This window comes from Shewanella sp. GJ50-10 (genome assembly GCF_055808815.1).
Genome location: NZ_JBVVSS010000001.1, coordinates 4,257,253 through 4,276,392, shown reverse-complemented (window position 1 = coordinate 4,276,392; position 19,140 = coordinate 4,257,253). Strand labels below are relative to the sequence as shown.

The window sequence follows — 19,140 nt, the reverse complement described above, 5'->3', positions numbered from 1 at the left end:
ATTAATTAAATGTATCAATTGTTACATGTGAGAATAGTTATTAATTAGGATTGGGTTTATATTGATATTTATCACATTTAACTATATTTAAACTTATGCCTATATCTCAAATTGAGTATCAATTTGATTGTTGAACTCTAAATCAAGGCCATTCAAGCCTATTTCTGAATAATTTTTTGCTCTATTCCTGCCGTTTAAAACCACAAAAAACGATGAAAAACTGCATTCTCAATAAACGTTTTTAGCTGATTATGCTATCTTTGGGCGATATTTGTTATTCAACGCCGAATAAGACCTTTTATGCTTAGTATTGCTCAAATTATCGCTCAGGAGCTAAATGTTCGTGAGCAACAGGTATCTGCGACTATCGCACTACTTGATGATGGTTCAACCGTTCCTTTTGTTGCTCGTTACCGTAAAGAAGCAACGGGGGGCTTGGATGATGCACAGTTACGTACCTTAGATAGCCGTTTAGGTTATTTACGTGAACTGGCTGAAAGAAGACAAGTGATTCTTTCTAGCATTGATACCCAAGGTAAACTGACCCCAGAATTACAGCGGGCGATTAATAGCGCCGACAGTAAAACCCGTCTTGAAGATCTTTACCTCCCTTACAAGCCAAAGCGTCGCACTAAAGGCCAAATTGCTATTGAAGCGGGCTTATTGGCCTTAGCAGACTTTTTATTAGTTAATCGCCAAGCAGCTCTAGACGCTAAAGCAAGCGAGTTTATTAATGTAGAAGCAGGTTTTGCTGACACCAAAGCAGTGTTAGACGGCGCACGTTTCATCTTAATGGAACGATTTGCTGAAAATGCCGACCTTTTGCAAAAGGTACGTAAGCATCTTAGCCAACAAGCTGTGCTTGAAAGTCGTATGGTAAAAGGAAAAGAAAAAGAAGGCGCTAAATTCCGCGACTACTTTGAGCACACTGAAGCGATCACTAAAGTGCCATCTCATCGTGCTTTAGCCATGCTCCGCGGTCGTAACGAAGGCGTATTGAGTTTATCAATGAACGCCGATCCAAAAGCGGAAGTGGCGCAAAGCAGTTATTGCGTAGTGATTATTGCTGATCACTTTAATCTTAAATTGACCGATTCAGGTGTCGATCAATGGTTAAAAACCGTTGTGACTGCAACATGGCGTATTAAAATTGCGCTGCAAATGGAAACTGAATTTATTAGCCAAATGCGTGAACGCGCTGAAGCTGAGGCAATTAACGTGTTTGCCCGCAACTTAGGCGACTTGTTAATGGCAGCCCCTGCAGGTGCTAAAGCCACCATGGGACTCGACCCTGGTTTGCGCACCGGCGTGAAAGTGGCGATTGTGGATAACACAGGTAAATTTGTCACTCATACCACTATCTTCCCTCATGCACCGCAAAATGTGTGGGACAAATCGATTCGGACCTTATCTAATCTAGTGAAAATGCATAAGGTGGAATTGATTGCGATTGGTAATGGTACCGCTTCTCGTGAAACCGATAAGTTGGCTGCTGAAGTTATTAGCTTTATGAAAGAAACTCATCCAAGTTTGACTAAGATTATGGTCAGCGAAGCGGGTGCGTCGGTTTACTCAGCATCAGAACTGGCTTCAGACGAGTTTCCAAATCTTGATGTATCTATTCGTGGTGCGGTTTCAATTGCACGTCGTTTACAAGATCCGCTAGCAGAGCTTGTGAAGATTGAGCCTAAATCAATTGGTGTCGGACAATATCAGCATGATGTTAGTCAAAGCCAGTTATCAAGCTCACTTGAAGCTGTGGTTGAAGACTGTGTAAACGGTGTTGGTGTCGATTTGAACATGGCGTCTGCGCCATTACTGGCACAAGTCGCTGGTTTGAATAAAACCTTGGCCAAAAACGTGGTCAGTTACCGTGATGAAAACGGTCAGTTCGAATCACGTAAACAGCTACTTAAAGTGGCCCGTTTAGGCCCTAAAGCCTATGAACAGGCAGCAGGTTTCTTGCGTATTCACCAAGCTAAGAATCCGTTAGATGGATCATCTGTTCACCCTGAAGCTTATAAGTTAGTTGAGTCGATTGCTAAAGCGAAACAACAAACAGTTGAGCAGCTCATGGGTAATAGCGATCTGTTAACCCAGCTTAATGCTGCTGAGTTTGTGACAGAAGAATTTGGTCTACCGACGATTACCGATATTTTGGCTGAGCTTGATAAACCCGGACGCGACCCTCGTGGTGAGTTTAAAACCGCCAGCTTTAAAGAGGGCGTTGAAGAGCTAAAAGACCTTAAGCTTGAAATGATCCTCGAAGGCGTAGTGACTAATGTGACTAACTTTGGTGCCTTCGTTGATGTTGGTGTTCACCAAGACGGTTTAGTTCATATTTCTTCACTGACTGACAAGTTTGTTAGCGATCCGCACACGATTGTGAAAGCTGGTGATGTGGTTAAAGTAAAAGTCATGGAAGTGGATGTTGAACGCCGCCGTATTGCATTAAGCATGCGTTTAGATGAGCCATTGCAAGCTAAATCGAGCAGTAACAAGCCTGTTTCATCAAAAGGCCAGTCGAGTAAGTCAGCAGGTAATAAGCCAGTAGCTAAGAGCGGTCAACGTAAACAAACTAAAGCCCCTGCCAATGCGGCAATGGGTGATGCGTTTGCTAATGCGTTCGCCAAGCTTAAGAAGTAACGCGTGAATTGCAGCAAGTAACTGCAAAGTCTGCAAAATAAAAAGCCCAGCAACTGAGTCGCTGGGCTTTTTATTTAATTTAGAAACAATGACCTAGGTTAATGGGTCATAACTTAAATAGCTCATAAATTATGGGCTGTGAATTATTGGCTGTGAATTTGGCAAACTTCATCAAAATTCATCTTTGGCGACAGCAATAAGCCTTGTTGTTGCATCTGAATAAATTCTTCTTTTCCCATCAATGGATTATCGATATTAAAAATAATTCGCGAGTCTAAATTGATGTTTTCAAGCGCATGGCAATATTGCTGATAAAAAGCATGATCGAATTGACCATTGGCGATTATCCTTTCCATGCCGATTTGAATTCGCTCAGCTAATTTAGGGTTATTGGGCGAAACATAAAAAATGGTGATCAGCGGAATATGCAGCAGTACATTATCGTCTAACACGAGCTCAGGAAACGACTGAGAATAGATAGCAAGTTCATCTGACACTTCATTAATACCGCGGCCAAAACTAGTGAACCTGCCTCGTTCAAGCATATGAAATAAGCCTTCATAACTTGAACCAACAATAACGTCAAAGCCAGCTTGTTCTAAGGCATTTCTTGTCGACCAAAAAATACCAGAACCAGTGGGGTGACTTTTCAGTTGAGCTAAGGTTTGAATCTGTTGAAATGCTTCATAGTTTTCTTGTTTTATGATGAAAACTCTAAAGCCTTGAATACCTTTGCGAAGGGGGAGCTTGATTGGAATAAGTGACTCATTCCAACCCACTTTCGGTGCTTCGGCCATTACGTTGATTAATGTACCGCTGATTAATTCGTTTAGCACTCTATCGCGGGTCATAAACACTTCCGAATGCGATATTTCCCAGTCGCCGAAGTCATTCTCTGTTTGCTCTAAAATGAGCTTCATTAATTCAAAGCTATATTGGTATCGAGAGTCTTGGCTTGATGCGGGTTGGTTGAAAATAACGACATCTTTAGCAAATGTTGTTTTTATCAAGAATAGGTTACTGCAGAAAAAACAGATAATGGTGGCAAGGATATACTTGTTGAGTGTCATCTTCGCCTCCACTTAATGTCATAGTTAATTTACGGTTCCAATATAATTAATTAGTTCTTAATACTCAATAACATTAGCGTGATAAAAAAAGCGCTAATCCAATAATGGCTTAGCGCATAAATTACAACTGGGGATGATGAAGCCGAACTTAAGCGATTTGGGTCATTTCATTTAAAATGAATTGCTCAACAGCGCCTTCGGTTGCTGCCATGTATTCAGCTAAGTGAGTGTTACCCATATGTGTTTGCCATAATTCACGAGTATTCCAGTTTTCGTAAAACATGAAGTGCGCTGGATTTTCGTTGTCTTGATGTAAGTCGTAGTTGATACAGCCTGCTTCCGCACGAGTGACTTCAATCAGTTTAAGCAGCTCTGCTTTAACGAGTTCTACTTTGTCGGCTTTAGCAATAATGTTGGCTACGATAGTTAATTTAGTCATGTTGGATGTCCTATAGCTTGTGAGTTTAAAACAGAAACGGCTTATTAATGTGAGCGTGTTTCCGTTTGATGTAGCTATATTAGGCTTTTCAATAGCCCCAATAAACAGGGTAAATTTTGAAATATTATCAAATTAAAATTGATAATTAAGAAGGCTACCGAATCAAGCGCACAAGCTAGAGTGTAGCTTTAGCTAGCCACTAAGTGATGAGCTAGCTAGTAAAAATTACCAGTGGCTAGCTGAATGATTATATTTCTAAGTGAATCATCAACTGACTTTCGGATAAATAAGGCTACAGGTTGCTGTGCCATGGGCAAAGATTTTTCCGTTAGCGTCCTTGATCGTGCCTTCAGAAATACCAAAATTTTTCGATATATTAATCACTTTTCCTTCAGCGATAAGCTCAACACCTAAAGGAATAGGGCGGATCATTTTGACATTCAAATCGACAGTGCCATAACCCACGCCAGCCTCAAGCATCGTATGTACCGCGCAACCAGTAATGGAGTCGATAACTGTGGCGGCAAAACCACCGTGTACGCCACCAAGCGGATTTAAATGGCGCTTATCAGCTTCAACCTTAAACACAATTGAGCCTTTCGTTAAACTGCCAAGTCGCATTGGCATTGTGTCGGCAATAGAAGGGTGAGGTAATTTTCCTTCAGCCATTGCCGATAGCAACTCAAAGCCAGTCATTTTAAATGGGTTCATATGTTTGCCTTTTAATATCGTATTTACAGCTAACTTATTGTTAATGATGACTAACCTATCATTAAGCCTGAGTGAGTTATATGGTTTTTATGAGGCAAAACTAGTGAAAGTGTCAGTTAAATGAGCAAGGTTCGCTACGCTATTAATATAGTTAATAAAAAGACACCGATTTAAACGATGATTGGCTAACTCTTTTTATGTGTAATAGAAGTGAAAAGGTTCAAGTACGCTAAATGAGAAAAATCTAGCTTTGCTGAACTGCAATGAGGTGTGCTTGAGTATTTAGCTTAATGGCTAAACGAGGGCAAATAATTGGTTTTGATCTGAAGGGGTAGTTTGTTGCTGATAAAACTGGCCAACACGCTCGCCAAGCTGCTGATAAAACGCTTCTGACTGTTCTGCAGAGGCTTCATTTAACAATAAGCTTTGAATCGCTCGGTTATTATTGTTGCTTGCTGTTTTTTCAGCTTCAACATTGTTTGAATTAGCTTTTTGCTGAATTTCTCGACGTTGAATCGTTGGATTACTGTTAGCCGCAACTCGCAATAACTGGGGGAATATGCCTTTTGGACCCAAAGCTTGTTGCTGAGTTTGTTGTTGGGTTAACTGTTGTTCGTTCGATTGCTTTTGCTGCTGTTTTTGCTCGATCAACTCATGACGGGTTAGTCGCTCATTTTGTTGATTGTAAGCACGCTCTTGATGCGCTTTAGACAATTCTTGTGGCGGCAATATCGGTTTAGCTTGCTGGTTATCCGCGCGCGCAAGATCGGTTGCAACATTACTTGTCGCAATCGGTACTTGGGGATAATTGGTGACAACCAGCATAAAACTCACTTAAGCAATGACTAATAACGTTTAAATTATAGTCAATTAGCAAGTGGTTTTATAGGGTTAAGTTGCTTGTTTTTTGATCCATGGTAGTAATTCATCCAAAAACGCTTGAGGGTGTGAAATGAACGGTGCGTGGGATGCTTTATTGTGAATAACGTCTTTTATACTTGTTGCTTTAGGTAAAAGAGTTGGGATCTTTTTTGGTACTAAACTGTCACATTTACCCCAAATTCTTAACCATGGCTGCTGAATATTATTTAGTTGAGTGCGTAAATCAACGTTCCGTAGCATACCTAACCCTTGGTCGAGTACTGTCTGACTCGGTAATGGTTTGGCTAACACTAACTTTTTAATCGCGACAATATCAGCTTTAGCTGAATCACTGCCCATAGCTTGTATTGCTAAAAATCGCTCGACCGTTTTGGCTAGGTTCACATTAAGTTGATCGGAAAACTGGGCTAAAACTTTGGGAGCGATACCTGGCCAGGTCACATGCTCTGAGCCTGTTTGCGCCTCTTGTGCCATAAAGCATGGCGATGATGCGACAGTGATTAATGCTTTGACAGATTCTGGATGATTAATGGCAATTTGGCTGGCAACCAATCCGCCTAATGACCAACCGAGCCAAATAGCATTTTTAGGTAATTGTTCGGCAAGTTGTGCAGCCCAAGCACTAATATCTCCGCTATTTTCTTCGCTGCCACCAAATCCCGGCAGATCCACATAATGCACTCTATACTCACTAAGCGCCGTTTGTAATGGATGAAAAACGGCAGAATTTACCCCCAACCATGCAGCAGAATAAGGTCTTGGCCTTCACCAATAGTATGAACATCTAGCTTTGGTAAATTGGACTGCACAGGATTCTCTTTGGGTTGATTAATGGGGTAATTGCCATACAGGATAAGGATATTATATGGATTGGCAACTCCCACAAGCCTGCTATGCAGGCTTACGCGCCATTAAATACACTATTTTACGCAACCTGCCGAACCGCTGTTTGTTGTGTCGCCAAGATATTCCTCATTACAGGTCGCTTCAAAACAATCTGCAACGATTTGAGCAACCAAAGCCGCAAACAGGTATCTGCCAATATTGTCTTATCGCTGGCTTATATCAGCATGAAGTGTGCTTAGGTTGCGGTAAAGGTATTCAAATACTGCAGCGATATTGCGGTCAATGTCAGCGGCGTGAGCCGATAATGGTGATCGCCCCTTGCAGTTATCATCAAGGCTTAGGTGAGTTAATCTCAGCGATAAAGTATCAGCAACAGTGCGCCCCATTGCATGCGTTAGTGCAGGTGTTGGCTATTCGGGTGATGGATTTGGTTGCAAGGGATATTATCCAATTACCACAGGTGATCATTCCTGTGCCATTACATGTTAATCGTTTAAAATCCCGCGGATTTAATCAAGCATGGTTGATTGCTAATGCGCTGAGTCAACAATTAGGAATTAAGCTGGATGATACTTTACTCAGACGACATCTTGATACCCAAGCGCAAGCGGGTTTAGATGGTAAAGCAAGGCGCTTAAACTGCGCAGATGCCTTTAAGTTAACCCAGAAAATACCTTATCAGCGAGTCGCGTTAATTGATGACGTTGTAACTACAGGCACCACGATTAATGAAATCAGTAAACTGTTTGCTGCTGAATATGTACATGTTCAATGCTGGTGCTTAGCCAGAGCAGAAGCACCAGGACTGTTATAATCATTAGGACTGTTATAAGCATTAGTCTTAATCATTAAGTATGGCTTAGATCGTTGGTACAAAGTACAGTGCGTTAGCGTAGACCTTTTCTGAACCCAGCCAAATATTTCTAAATAACAAATTGTCAGTTAACGCGACGATTTTGCCTTTGCCTTTAGATTCAACAATCATAGCTGGCGTATTAGCAAACGAGCGTTGGTATTCTTTAGCAAGGAAGCCACTCACTAACAGATCATTCTCGTATTCAGCTGCCACAATAAATGGCGTCGAAGTGAGGTTAAAACTAATTTCGCGATTTTTCATTACCTGCAGCGGGTTTGGTAAACCAAAGGCCACAGGGTGAGTAGTATCAAGTTTTAACGATACAATTGCCCCGCCGATTGATTGACGTGCTTTCAGTTTTGATTGGTCGCCAAAATCCATTCCCGTAGTGCTAAACAGTTTAGCTAACTCACGTTTTGTTTTCGGTTCAGAATTTAAAATATTACGCTTATTAAGCCAAATTAATGCCCTTTTTTGCGCCACGATGGTGCCGCCTTCAGTGACATATTTGCCTAACTTTCTTGAGGTCGCATCACTGATCAAATGATAAGGGCCATCTGCCATAAAAATATGGCTATAAGCGGATAAATCTAGCGAGACTAAACGCTCTGTATTAACCATGGTTGTGGGAATACCCAAGGTTTTATCAAGGTAGTACCAGATTTGACCGGTTTCTGAGGCATTGGTGTCAGCACCGGTTATCACCAATGGGGTGACGGGGTTAATCTTGATAAAATCATCGCTGCCTAAGTCCATCCCTGTTGCGGTATGTGAGCTTGCAGAAGCGATGACATTAACTTGGTGTTTTTGTGCGGCGTTAGCAACAATATCAGCAAGTTCAGTCGCGCTAAAGTTTTGTTGTTTTAACGGAATTTGTAAGCTGCCTGCCACAAGTTTAGTCGGCTGTTTTTTATTATCTATTTTATTCGAGGCTGCAGTTTTATGAGGATAAAGGCTAAACGGCTTTTGAGCGTATTTTACCAGTACACCTTGGTTTAATAGCTGTTGTAGCATTGGTCCTGCTGCAGCTTGCTGCCAATCGATTATCAACGCGACACTGTCTGCTGGGTAAGCTGATTTAGCGACGCTAAATGTGGGCTTGTCAGATAAAGACTTGGCACTAGGCTTGGCTTTGTTGACGACGCTCAATCCTAATGCTGATTCAAAATTCCATGTGGAAATGTCATAAAAGGTTTCATCTTTAAATTCTGTACGTTTATCAAATAAAGCTTGCAGTAAATCATGCTGTGGCTGGCTGTTAGGAATAAATAAGCTGTCTTGAGGAGTAAAATTAATGCCATCATCTTCAATTAATTTACTGACATATTTAAAACTAATCTTATGTTGCTCAAGAATACTGACAAGCTCATTAATGTGTGCTGAACCATTATGGGCTTTTACTAGTCGACCAGACTGTTTGCCATCACGGAATCGCTTAACATTGCTAGAGAAAAAGTTAGTTTGATAAGCCATTAACTTTTTACGCAGTGCGTGAGCGCCTTTGAGGCTAGACAGTGAAGTCGCAAATTGATTATCAATACTGTCTGCTAAAGTCACCACTCCGTTTGGAGAATCCTGTGCTTGACCGCGAGAACTGGCTTGTTCAAACAAAATTCCGATAGCACCGTTAATATCGGGATAAGTTGATCCTTTGCCATAGAAGAAATCATCAAACATTTGGCCGCTGAAATAGACTTGTTTGACTTCATCTAATGCCTTGCGATGAAAGTCTGCCAATTCATTAGATAAATGCTGATTTTCAGGCTGGGTTAACGGGTTGACTCTGTCTGGTACACCGGGCTGGAAGAAGTAAGATTGTTGATGCCACATTTCGTGGAAATCGCCCACATAGTGGGGCTGCCATTTATGGAAAAAAGCAACGCGGCCTTGTGATGCTGGATGACGCAAGAATAGCCAGTCGCGATTTAAATCTGCTAAATAATGATTAAAACGTCCACCTGGCCAATCTTGGTTGTGCTCGCGATGGTTATTGTCAGTGACAATAACTTTGCCTTTATTATTGTTAGCCCAGTTTGAAAAGCGATCAAAACCATCAGGATTTTGAGTCGGTGTGAGTAAAATTACGGTATTGTCGAGTAACTCTTTTACCCAAGGCTCATTGGCTGCGGCAAGGTAATGGCTTAATGCAATGGCGGCGTGAGCGCCACTGGCCTCATCACCATGGATTGAATAAGCGAGCCACACCACTAATGGATTGCTATTGGTGCGTTTGGTTTGCATGGTGCCATATTTGATGTTGCTGCGGTATTCGATTATTTCAGCAAGGTTTCGTTGGTTTTCTTCTGACGTTATTACTGCAGTTAATTGCTCTCGGCGCTCTTCACTGAATCCTGCAGAATCCAAGGATACACGACTACTTTCGCTCGCGAGCTGTTGTAAATAATGGTTAATTTGATCATGTCGCAAATGCCACTCGCCTAAAGGATAGCCGAGGTATTGGGCGGGCTGAGTCAAGCTGGCATCAATATCTTCAGCTTGTAAACGTTGTTCAATACGTGTTTCTAGGCGTGAAAAATCGCTAGCAGAGGCCAAAGCAGGCATACAGATAAAAAAAGTCATCAGTGTTCTAACTGACAAACGAGCAAGTAAGGCATGTAAGCTAATCATATGAGAAACAAGATCATAAAAAGAAAACCGTGCAATAACAATAAAGTGATTAGCTTTAAATCTCCATTAAAAACCGTCCTAAATAGACTATTTTTTGTCACAGTTGCTTCATGCAGGACTATAAAGCCGAGGCAACTAAGAGTATCATGTCGCTAAACCTACTAAATTACTCAAGTACTCAAGTACTAGCTTAATTTAAGGTAATTCTTAATTAAGTTGGTCCTTACTCAAGTACTACCCAACGGAGCAGTTTTTATGATCAACATTACTGATACGGCTCAGGCTCATTTTGTAAAATTACTGGCCGATCAACCTGAAGGCACTCATATCCGTGTGTTTGTCATCAGTCCAGGTACCGCTCAGGCTGAATGTGGTGTGTCTTACTGTCCACCTGATGCTGTTGAAGCTGATGATACTGAATTACCATTCACTGGTTTCAGTGCCATGGTTGACGAAAAGAGCGCACCATTTTTAGAAGAAGCCAGCATTGATTTTGTTACCGATCAACTTGGCTCACAGTTAACACTGAAAGCACCTAACGCTAAAATGCGTAAAGTCGCTGCCGATGCGCCGTTAAAAGAGCGCATTGAGTACGTGATTCAATCAGAAATCAACCCACAGCTTGCAAGCCACGGTGGTAACATCATGCTAGTTGAAATCACTGAAGAAGGTATTGCGGTACTTCAGTTTGGTGGTGGTTGTAATGGCTGTTCTCAAGTTGATATCACATTAAAAGATGGTATCGAGAAGCAATTATTAGACATGTTCCCTGGTGAACTATCTGGCGTTAAAGACGTGACAGATCATCAACATGGTTCTCACTCTTACCAGTAATCACTAAGGTGATTTCTAATTACTAAGATTGGGAATAAAAACGTAGCTCATAAGCTGCGTTTTTTTATGCCTAGAGGAAATAGAATGGGCCGCATAATAGTCAGAAATCATTCCATTTAGATAATAAATATAGCACTTTGGGTTGAGAGAATTGCTCGTCAGTGTCAAGCTTGTGTTAAATCTAAAGAGATAACACAGGAGTGATATGTGGTTATTTCAATAAAAAATAACAATGTATTGGCACGTTCAGCAGGCTTTACCTTAATTGAGCTGGTAGTCGTCATTATCGTACTCGCTATTTTGGCTGTGGTGGCTGTTAGTAAGTTTATTGATCTTAAACGAGATGCCGAAATCAGTCGGGTACAGGCAATCGCGGCATCATTTCAGCAATCAGTGACTTTTTCCCATACTCGTTGGCAAGTGATTGGTGCAAATGGCGCCATGAATGATTTACCTGATTTTGCTGATGATGACTTAGACATGAATGCCTTCGGTTATCCATTAGGAACCGGGAAAGGCAACCCAATGGGTAATCCTGTTAATATCGGGCAAGGCCAGGCAGGTTGCGTTGATTTGTGGAATGCATTGATTGAAGACCCACCCTCAGTTGCTATCAGAAATACAGCAGATAATGTGGATTTCGAGTCATATCGCCATAGTGCTGATGGCGGCACTGGTGCGACGCAATGTACATATGTATTGCGTACTTTGGGAGATACTCGGGGTAGAAACCGAGCAGAAATAAAAATTGTTTATGACTCAGTAGCAGGCACTGTCAACGAATTCATTGACGATTGATATGATCGTAAATAAGGCGTAAACAAATAAAAACGGCTTACTGATTCAGTAAGCCGCTTTTTTACGTTTACATATTAGCCCCAATTAAAGGGAGTAGCCCAACAGTTGGTTACTTACGTTTCTTTTTAAAGATTCGGCGATAAAAAGTCACGGCGCTGAATAATAGAATCGCAGTACCAATAAACGCGATGGCAGTAATAAATGCGACATACTTAAATGGCATGTTGAGTGCGTCGTGAAGCGGTCTAACAAACGTCGCGACTTTTCCAGCAAATGATCTGTCACTATGTAATAAGGCTGACTGAATCTTACCTTGCTCATAATTCATTGTGATGCTGTCAGCTTGGCGTAACCAAACATCGCTATGGGTATCAAAACGAATACTGTAGTTCAGCTCTTGTGGTCCTTTAGGTTTTTCAGCGCCTGGCTCAGGTTTTCTCTGTCTAGGTTTGCTTATTGCAACTAATAAAGACTCAGGCCACATATCTTGGGCAGTTTGCAGTTGGCTTTGCCAATCACTTTTTTGGCTGACAGGGTATTGTATTTCAGCTACTGGCGTATGCTTTAATGCGCCTGTCCACAAACCTTTATAAGTGATTAAAAAGCCTGTGATACACAGTAGGAATAATGGCACAGATATAAATAGACCTAACTGAATATGGCTTTTTACTAAACTACTAGAACGAGTATCAGTCGGGATACTGTGTTTAAGTCTGAAGCTTTTACGTACACGCCACCATAAGTAAATTCCCACTAAGGTAACCAGGCCGCCGAGCATAGAGGCCCATGCATTGAGGTATTTCCCAAAATCCCCCAGTAAAAAGTTTCTGTGTAGCCAAAACATAGTGGTCCAAAGTGGGATTTCTGAGACCTTGTGATGATGAATTTCATTGAAGTCATTATCAAAAGCGATAGATTCTCCTCGGGTTGCCGCTTCAAGGTAAGGGGTGTGTTCTGTTGGAAAGCGCACGCTGCCCATCTTAGGGTAGTTTTCAAAAATATATTCAGTTGCCTTGGCTTTTTGCTCAATGGTTAACGGAACATATTGCTGCCCTTTGTCATCCATTCTTTTCAGCATATCCATACCACCAAGATAAACGCCTGTGGTAAGCACAATCAGCATCGAAATACTGATCACGAAACCAACCCAGTTATGAAACCATTTTAAAGCAGGGACTACATTCATGTTGATGTTCTCAGGTGTACCTTGGCTAATGCCAATAGATGTGTGCAATCGTCAGCACTGTTTATTGACAAAATTGACGATGGCTTAAAATTTCGCAAATGATAATCAATCTCATTTCTTTGTTCAATTAAAGAAGTGTAAAGACAGGAGGTAATCGAAGTTATTGCTATTGATGTCACAATTTATGATGTTAATGAGTAAAGGTAGGAATTAACAAGTGAATAATTATTCATCACTTTTTAGTTTGCTAACTAGTTTTTCGAAGGAAAAAGACAGCTTGGTGAGCTTGGATTGTAAAGTCAGGTTCTTGTTATTCAGTTGTTAAATAGTGTTTTTTAATCATACAGCGAAATGTGACAGATCTTTGTTAGCCTTGCTATTAAGCCTGATGCTAAAAATGATTAACATTAATTTGAGTTAATATGCAATATTTATTCAACATGCGTAATGAGATTTACTCTCATTAGTGCGTTTGTTCACACTTCTATACTCTTGTTAAATAAATTGCTTCACAAACACCTGAACGCAAATGATAATCCATCTCATTAACGATTACTGCCAAATTAAGGGCTACTTTGTATGAGAATTTCACCAATTGCGTTTGCTGTCGTAGCAGGCTTAGCATCAGCTTCATTAGCGGCTGAAGAAGCACAAAATGACACTGAAACGAGTCAGGGCTTTGTTGCAAATATTGAACGCATTCAGGTTACTGGGATGAACTTCAACAACTATAAAGTCGGTTCTTCGTCTGGCGCGATGCGTGGTGATATTGACCTAATGGATACACCACAGTCAGTGAATGTTATTCCTGACTTTGTTACTGACGAGCAATTAGCGACCAACCTTTCTGAAGTATTAGTCAATGATTCGAGTGTGACTGGCGGTAGTGAAAAGTGGAATCGTCAAGTGTTCAACATCCGTGGTTTTGAACTGGATTCTGGTAGCGGCTTCTTGATTAATGGTCAGCAGCAGTGGTCTCACTATGTACAACCAATTGAAACGCTGCAACAAGTTGAAGTATTAAAGGGCCCATCAAGCATGCTTTATGGACAATCAGGTCCTGGCGGTTTGATTAACATGGTCACTAAAAAGCCAACTTATGACACTATGTTTGATTTTGCATTCGACACTGATGAGAACGGTTCAACTCGTTTCCAGTTAGATGCTGGTGGTGCACTGAACGAAGCTGAAAGCATTCGTTACCGCACTGTGCTGGTTAAGCAAGACACAAAATACTGGCGTGAATATCAAGACGGTAATGGTGATGAAAACCAAGAACGTGATCGCTTTTTAGGCTATTTGAACCTTGAGTTTGACTTACATGAAGACGTTATGTTGTCGGTTAAATACGACTACACCGATGATAAAACTGGCATCGATAGAGGTGGTTGGTTAGATGATAGCGGTGAGTTAGTAGGTGATCGCGAAGATATCTGGGATATGTCTTGGGCATTTACTGATAATAACGTTGAAAACTTAGGTGCTGATTTAACTTGGTACATTTCTGATGATTGGAAATTAACCACAGGTTATAACCATCAATCATTTACTCGTCAGCGTTTAGATTCATCGCCGACTATGGTGTCGGGTATGGACCCAACCACTGATGGCTACCAAATTAAAGCGTTCGATCGTTATGATGATTGGCAGCATAAAACTGGTTACATGGACTTCACTGGTATCGTGAATGCCTTTGGTATGGAGCACCAAGTATTAATTGGCGCCAATATTCTTGATTATTACTATGGTCAATATAAAGACAGCGGAGATGCACAGATAGTAAAACCAGGCGACAACGTACCTCGCCCTGATTTAGATTACAACAATGATACAACTAAGTATGAGTCAAGCTATAAGCATTATGGTTTCTATGTTCAGGACTTAATGACCATCAATGATGAATGGCAAGTTCTAGCTGGCGTTCGTTATGATGAACAGAAAAAAGATGGTGAAGGCGAAAATAGCTATGCAGTATCACCTAAACTTGGTGTGATTTACTCGCCAAGCCATAACGGTAGTATTTATGCTAACTACTCGAAAAGCTTTACACCTCAGTCAATCGTTAACAGTGATAATGATGTAAATGACGGTATGGATTTAGACCCTGAATACGGTGAATTGTACGAAATCGGTACTAAATGGGAGCTTTTTGACGGTGGTTTATTACTAACGGGTGCCGTGTTCGATACAACAGTGACTAACGTGACAGTGCGTGAACAACTTGACCAACCAATTGGTGACCATGAATATATTACCACTCAAAGTGGTAAGCAACATCACCGCGGTTTTGAAATGGGCGCACAAGGTCAAGTCAGTGATAATGTATTCGTGACCAGCTCAATGATGTACTTAGATGCGCAATACAAAACAAGCGCAGAAGACACAGAACAACTTGATGGTAAAACGCCAGTTGATGCGCCTGAATGGTCAGCAAACATTTGGACTCGTTACGAAGTAAACGATGACATAGCGTTAAACTTTGGTGCAATCTATGTGGGCGAGCGTTTTGCTAATACTCAAAACACCATCGTAAAAGATGATTATGTTCGTTTTGATTTTGGTGCAGCATATAAGTTTGCAGTTATGAGTACCGACATGAGTGTTCGTTTCAACATTAAGAACTTATTCGACACTGAATACTTAGGTGGCGGTACAAACACTGATGTGACCGTAGGTGATGGCAGACATTTCAGCTTAGCATTTGAAACTAAATTCTAATCGCTAACCCTATGATTAATAGATAACTGGTTAATAGATGATTGGTTACACCCTAGTGGATTAAGCACTAGGGAATACAGAGTTATAGTGAAAGGCCCTAGCGTATTGTGATTACGTTAGGGCCTTTTTTATTGTTTAACGTATCACTGGAGGGTTATAAATTTTTAGATAAAAACGCCTCAATGGCCATAAAGGTTTTTATTCGATGATCATTGTTACTAAGGTAGTGGTCGCCATTTTCAAGCTCGATATATTCAACTGGTTTTTTAAGATCTTCGAGTTCTTCAAACATATCTTCACTGTGTTGAACCCTAACAACCCGGTCTTTATCGCCATGAATAAGCAACACTGGCACATTGATATCTTTGGCCTTGCTTAAAGGAGACCGTTCGTAAAGCGCATCATAGTCATCGCCAACCTGTTTTTTTACGATATCGAAATTGCTATAACGTCGAGATGATTTAACCAGATACTCCACATCGGTGACACCAGCCACGCTGATCGCGCATTGATATAAATCTTTAGTCGTGGCGACTCCCATTAGGGCGGCATAACCGCCATAACTGGCGCCAACAATGCATACTTTATCGGGATCGGCGATGCCTTCCTCGATTAACCATCGAGTGCCATCTTCAACATCATTTTGCATATCAAGGCCCCAATTTTGTAAGCCTGCTTTCATGAAGTCGTAACCATATCCTGCAGAGCCTCGAAAGTTCATTCTAAGGACTGCATAGCCTCTATTGGCTAAAAACTGAGTCCAGTAGTCAAAGCTATTGGAGTCATAGCTAATAGGACCACCATGGGGGAAGATAATGGTTGGTAGCTTTTTAGCTTCTTTATCTAACGGTGTGGTTAAGAAAGCTTGGATTTCTAAACCATCTCTAGCTTTGTACGATAAAGTTTGGGTGTTAGCCAATAAATCAGGTGTTAGATTTTTATATCGATAAGCAATCGGAAATAGCTCTCCAGCATCACGGTCACCAAATAAATAAGTGCCTGCTTCTTTTGAGTTGGTTGAATACACAATGTATCGACGCTCATTATCACTAAACTGGGTTATATAATTGCGGTATTCAGGCAGAGCTTTGTTTAGGCCATTAACGAGGCCGATATATTCTTCATCCCAAAAGGTATATTCAGACTCATTGCCATCATCAATACCAATAACCTTTTGCTTGAGTTTTGAATAAATTAGTGAGCCTTCGACATCATTAAACTCTTTACTGAATACTAATTCTTTAGCAAGCTCAGGGTCGCGTAAATCAACCTTGAAGATTGCTTCAAAACCTTCGTGATAAGCTTGAACATAGAGGATATTTTTATCCTGAGCAAAGCCCATTGGCCAAACCTGATCTTCCTCGAAAGCTTCAAACTCCCATAAAATCCTTCTATCTTTGTGGGCATCTTCTTGCTCATAAATGCGGTATTTGGTTTCTTTACGGTATATGCCGATTCGAATTCTATTTTGCCTATCCGTTATCCAGTCAGTAACGTTTGCTTCAGCAGGTTGCTCAAAACGAATATTACCGTTATTTAAATTAACTTGGATGACCGATTCAAATTGAGCTTTATTACCAATGCCATTCGTACCCAGTAACAAGTATTTGTCGTCATCGGGAAGGTAATCGATAATATTTGATTGGATTTGTGGCATCCATTTAAACTTTTTAAGTCCAAAACGACTTAGTAAGTTAGAAGTCTTTTTCTTACTCAAAGAATACTTAATGATGCGAGTTTCTGTGGTTGGAGTGCCGAAACGAACAGCGGGAAACTTAGCTTTTATGAGTAGTAAATCATCATTTGCCCAGCTCATGGATAAAATAACAAATTTTTCATTGTCCGTTTGAATGGGGTAAGAAGATTCACGAGTATCAATATCTAGAATATTGACTAATGTGCCTTCCATTCCTTTAGCTTCAGAACGGACTAAAGAGGCAATTTTAGTCCCATTAGGAGACATAGTGACATGACTGACATCAGGAATACTGGCAAACGCTTCAATGGGGAGTTGCTGATTTTCTGCAAATGATGTCAGTGAAGATAACAGCAAGATTGATGCTGTTAGTATAAGTAAAATCCTTTTCATTCAAACTTTCCGTGTTGAACATAAATATGTTACACACATGTTATCAGTAAAAAGATGGACAAAGCCAGTTTTACTCACCCTAAACCTATGTAATGATTATATTTGCTTAAAAGCCTGACTGTACTTGTAATGGAGTCCAAGTGAGGCGCTGCGGCACAGCATAAAGGCGCTCATCGCGGCCCATAAACCGTGGTTGCCATAATCTTGTAGTAGATACCAGCAAGGGAAAAACACCACGAAAGTGGCGATAATCATGCTGTTTCGCATCGCTCGGCCTTGGGCTGCACCAATGTAAACCCCATCAAATAAGTAAGATCCAAATGCCAGTAGTGGCATGAACACCAACCAAATGAGATAAATATTGGCTTGCTGCTGCACAATCTCAATACTGGTGAGTAGGCTGATAATGCCACTGCCGCCGAAGTAGAATAGTAAACAAAACCCAAACGAGAACAGTGCTGACCAGTAGCCTGCAAGTAATACGGAATCATGCAGTAAAGGCAGGTTTTTTTGACCTACAGCTCGGCCAACTTCCGCTTCAGCGTAATAGGCAATGCCATCTAACGCATAGGAAATCAGCATTAAAAGATTTAAAAGCACAGCATTGGCAGCAATGATGTCATCACCTAAGCCTGCGCCGTAAAAGGTCATAAAGGTAAAGCTGGCTTGCAGACATAAACTGCGGATAAAAATATCTCGATTAAGCTTGAGTAATTGCGAGTAACCTTTAAAGCTTAGGTGGACGAATAGCTTGCCTAAATTGAAATCACTTTGTTTATACAGAGCGCGTTTAACAATGACCGCAGCAACAGTAAAAGCACAAATATCAGCGATGACCGATGCTAATGCCGCGCCTTTTACGTTCCATTCGAAACCGATAACAAACACCACATCGAGCACGATATTAACGATGTTGGCGATAATGAGTTGCCACATGGCGGCTTTGGGCGCTTGTCTGCCTAATAGCCAGCCGAGTAAAACTAAGTTCAATAGTGCGAAAGGGATCGACCAAATACGAATATTGACGTATTCACTGCAGAAGTGCTTTACCTCTTCACTGGCTTGGCTTAGCGACATGGCAAACTCAAGCAAGGGTTGCTGCAAAATGATCGCACTCAAACCAAATATCAGTGCTAGGCTACAACCTTGTACCAGCAATTTTTGCTGAGTTACGTTATCATTAGCACCATATGCTTGGGCGACTAGACCCGTTGTCGACATCCTTAAAAAGCCCAATAGCCAGACAATTAAGGTAATAATTGTACTGCCTAGTGCCACACCGCCTAAATAATAGGCTTCAGATAAATGACCAATGACAGCTGTATCGACTAAACCTAACAGAGGAATAGTGATATTGGATAAAATCATCGGCAATGCTAATGCAAAGAGCTGACGGTTTTTTTGGCTGTTAAATAATAATTTTTTTATGGACATAGG

Annotated in this window: 13 protein-coding genes and 1 pseudogene; 5 read left to right on the top strand and 9 right to left on the bottom strand. The window is 41.0% G+C overall.

What is annotated here, in order from left to right; all coding sequences use genetic code 11:
- Window positions 1-300: 300 nt before the first annotated feature.
- Window positions 301-2,646 carry a Tex family protein gene (locus AC0L4E_RS18055; protein ID WP_473680756.1) on the top strand — a complete coding sequence of 782 codons (2,346 nt, stop codon included), beginning with the start codon at window positions 301-303 and terminating at the stop codon, window positions 2,644-2,646.
- Window positions 2,647-2,789: 143 nt separating this feature from the next.
- Here AC0L4E_RS18055 and AC0L4E_RS18050 read toward each other — a convergent pair whose 3' ends face one another.
- The 5 genes and pseudogenes from AC0L4E_RS18050 to bioH all read right to left on the bottom strand — a co-directional run bounded on the left by AC0L4E_RS18050 (window position 2,790) and on the right by bioH (window position 6,557).
- The gene (locus AC0L4E_RS18050) at window positions 2,790-3,716 is read right to left on the bottom strand and encodes a hypothetical protein (RefSeq protein WP_473680754.1); all 927 of its coding nucleotides are present in this window, start codon (window positions 3,714-3,716) and stop codon (window positions 2,790-2,792) included.
- A 148-nt stretch (window positions 3,717-3,864) separates the two neighbouring features.
- Window positions 3,865-4,155, bottom strand: a complete 291-nt coding sequence (locus tag AC0L4E_RS18045; RefSeq protein ID WP_473680752.1) for a putative quinol monooxygenase — start codon at window positions 4,153-4,155, stop codon at window positions 3,865-3,867.
- Between the two features lie 267 nt (window positions 4,156-4,422).
- Entirely contained in the window at window positions 4,423-4,866 is a 444-nt protein-coding gene (locus AC0L4E_RS18040) for a PaaI family thioesterase (RefSeq protein ID WP_473680750.1), read from the bottom strand.
- Between the two features lie 294 nt (window positions 4,867-5,160).
- Window positions 5,161-5,691 carry a hypothetical protein gene (locus tag AC0L4E_RS18035; RefSeq protein ID WP_473680748.1) on the bottom strand — a complete coding sequence of 177 codons (531 nt, stop codon included), beginning with the start codon at window positions 5,689-5,691 and terminating at the stop codon, window positions 5,161-5,163.
- A gap of 66 nt (window positions 5,692-5,757) precedes the next feature.
- Window positions 5,758-6,557: pseudogene (gene bioH / locus AC0L4E_RS18030) on the bottom strand (pimeloyl-ACP methyl ester esterase BioH).
- A 56-nt stretch (window positions 6,558-6,613) separates the two neighbouring features.
- On the opposite strand from bioH, the gene AC0L4E_RS18025 reads away from it, so the two are divergent.
- Window positions 6,614-7,408, top strand: a complete 795-nt coding sequence (locus tag AC0L4E_RS18025; protein WP_473680746.1) for a ComF family protein — start codon at window positions 6,614-6,616, stop codon at window positions 7,406-7,408.
- Between the two features lie 45 nt (window positions 7,409-7,453).
- Here AC0L4E_RS18025 and AC0L4E_RS18020 read toward each other — a convergent pair whose 3' ends face one another.
- Window positions 7,454-10,030, bottom strand: coding sequence for a M14 family metallopeptidase (locus AC0L4E_RS18020; RefSeq protein WP_473680744.1), 2,577 nt, complete (start codon window positions 10,028-10,030; stop codon window positions 7,454-7,456).
- A gap of 303 nt (window positions 10,031-10,333) precedes the next feature.
- Here AC0L4E_RS18020 and nfuA point away from each other — a divergent pair, with 303 nt between their 5' ends.
- Window positions 10,334-10,912, top strand: a complete 579-nt coding sequence (gene nfuA, locus AC0L4E_RS18015) for a Fe-S biogenesis protein NfuA (protein WP_473680742.1) — start codon at window positions 10,334-10,336, stop codon at window positions 10,910-10,912.
- Between the two features lie 207 nt (window positions 10,913-11,119).
- Entirely contained in the window at window positions 11,120-11,710 is a 591-nt protein-coding gene (locus AC0L4E_RS18010) for a prepilin-type N-terminal cleavage/methylation domain-containing protein (RefSeq protein ID WP_473680740.1), read from the top strand.
- Window positions 11,711-11,819: 109 nt separating this feature from the next.
- On the opposite strand, the gene AC0L4E_RS18005 is transcribed toward AC0L4E_RS18010, so the two are convergent.
- Entirely contained in the window at window positions 11,820-12,944 is a 1,125-nt protein-coding gene (locus tag AC0L4E_RS18005) for a PepSY-associated TM helix domain-containing protein (protein WP_473680738.1), read from the bottom strand.
- A 531-nt stretch (window positions 12,945-13,475) separates the two neighbouring features.
- On the opposite strand from AC0L4E_RS18005, the gene AC0L4E_RS18000 reads away from it, so the two are divergent.
- Entirely contained in the window at window positions 13,476-15,614 is a 2,139-nt protein-coding gene (locus AC0L4E_RS18000) for a TonB-dependent siderophore receptor (RefSeq protein WP_473680736.1), read from the top strand.
- 154 nt (window positions 15,615-15,768) lie between these two features.
- Here the strand turns inward: AC0L4E_RS18000 and AC0L4E_RS17995 are convergent, their stop codons facing one another.
- Both AC0L4E_RS17995 and AC0L4E_RS17990 read right to left on the bottom strand, forming a co-directional pair.
- Complete coding sequence (locus tag AC0L4E_RS17995; RefSeq protein WP_473680734.1) at window positions 15,769-17,703, bottom strand: alpha/beta hydrolase family protein; 1,935 nt, start codon at window positions 17,701-17,703, stop codon at window positions 15,769-15,771.
- A gap of 96 nt (window positions 17,704-17,799) precedes the next feature.
- On the bottom strand, window positions 17,800-19,137 hold the full coding sequence (locus AC0L4E_RS17990; RefSeq protein ID WP_473680732.1) for an MATE family efflux transporter: 1,338 nt from the start codon (window positions 19,135-19,137) through the stop codon (window positions 17,800-17,802).
- Between the last annotated feature and the right edge of the window lie 3 nt (window positions 19,138-19,140).

Excerpts from the sequence above, each read along its gene's own strand:
- AC0L4E_RS18050 (WP_473680754.1), bottom strand. The coding sequence starts at position 3,716 with ATGACACTCAACAAGTATATCCTTGCCACCATTATCTGTTTTTTCTGC.
- nfuA (WP_473680742.1), top strand. The coding sequence starts at position 10,334 with ATGATCAACATTACTGATACGGCTCAGGCTCATTTTGTAAAATTACTG.
- AC0L4E_RS18055 (WP_473680756.1), top strand. The coding sequence starts at position 301 with ATGCTTAGTATTGCTCAAATTATCGCTCAGGAGCTAAATGTTCGTGAG.
- AC0L4E_RS18035 (WP_473680748.1), bottom strand. The coding sequence starts at position 5,691 with ATGCTGGTTGTCACCAATTATCCCCAAGTACCGATTGCGACAAGTAAT.
- AC0L4E_RS18020 (WP_473680744.1), bottom strand. The coding sequence starts at position 10,030 with ATGACTTTTTTTATCTGTATGCCTGCTTTGGCCTCTGCTAGCGATTTT.
- AC0L4E_RS17995 (WP_473680734.1), bottom strand. The coding sequence starts at position 17,703 with ATGAAAAGGATTTTACTTATACTAACAGCATCAATCTTGCTGTTATCT.
- AC0L4E_RS18000 (WP_473680736.1), top strand. The coding sequence starts at position 13,476 with ATGAGAATTTCACCAATTGCGTTTGCTGTCGTAGCAGGCTTAGCATCA.
- AC0L4E_RS18040 (WP_473680750.1), bottom strand. The coding sequence starts at position 4,866 with ATGAACCCATTTAAAATGACTGGCTTTGAGTTGCTATCGGCAATGGCT.
- AC0L4E_RS18045 (WP_473680752.1), bottom strand. The coding sequence starts at position 4,155 with ATGACTAAATTAACTATCGTAGCCAACATTATTGCTAAAGCCGACAAA.
- AC0L4E_RS17990 (WP_473680732.1), bottom strand. The coding sequence starts at position 19,137 with ATGTCCATAAAAAAATTATTATTTAACAGCCAAAAAAACCGTCAGCTC.
- AC0L4E_RS18025 (WP_473680746.1), top strand. The coding sequence starts at position 6,614 with ATGGATTGGCAACTCCCACAAGCCTGCTATGCAGGCTTACGCGCCATT.